The organism is Shewanella hafniensis, assembly GCF_019655335.1.
Lineage (GTDB): Bacteria > Pseudomonadota > Gammaproteobacteria > Enterobacterales > Shewanellaceae > Shewanella > Shewanella hafniensis.
Genome location: NZ_BPFD01000244.1, coordinates 1 through 440, shown reverse-complemented (window position 1 = coordinate 440; position 440 = coordinate 1). Strand labels below are relative to the sequence as shown.

Here is a 440-nt window from a genome sequence, read left to right as displayed (position 1 = left end):
TGGTTTTAGAGGGCCATCACCTGCAAAATTGACTTCTATTCTATATTGATTTGATAGTTTGCTTATAATTGGAGCAATCAATGCAATCCCACGATAGTCAACAAAGCGACGAGCAATAATTATTTTAATTACACGGTCATCACTCCATTTTTTATCAAAATCAGATTGATTAACTCTTTCGGTATAGAAATTATATATTACTTTTACATTCTTGCTGCTAACATTAAACCAAGTACGATACCAATTTATAAAATTATGATCTACGCACACTAATGTTGAATTATTGTTTATGTACGATAGATATTTACATTGATTTAATAGCGAAGATAGAAATTGAATAACGGCATTTTTATTTTTCCTTGGTTTATCCCAAGAGATACCATGTTGAATAGCTATTTGTTTATAACCTTTCAAATTAACCGAATATGAGTCTGTTGCAT

At 30.0% G+C, this 440-nt stretch carries 1 protein-coding gene; it reads right to left on the bottom strand.

Features of this window, described 5'->3' with window-relative positions:
• A partial coding sequence (locus tag K5Q99_RS22100) for a glycosyltransferase family protein (RefSeq protein ID WP_505973635.1) occupies nucleotides 1-440 on the bottom strand: 440 nt, incomplete at both ends.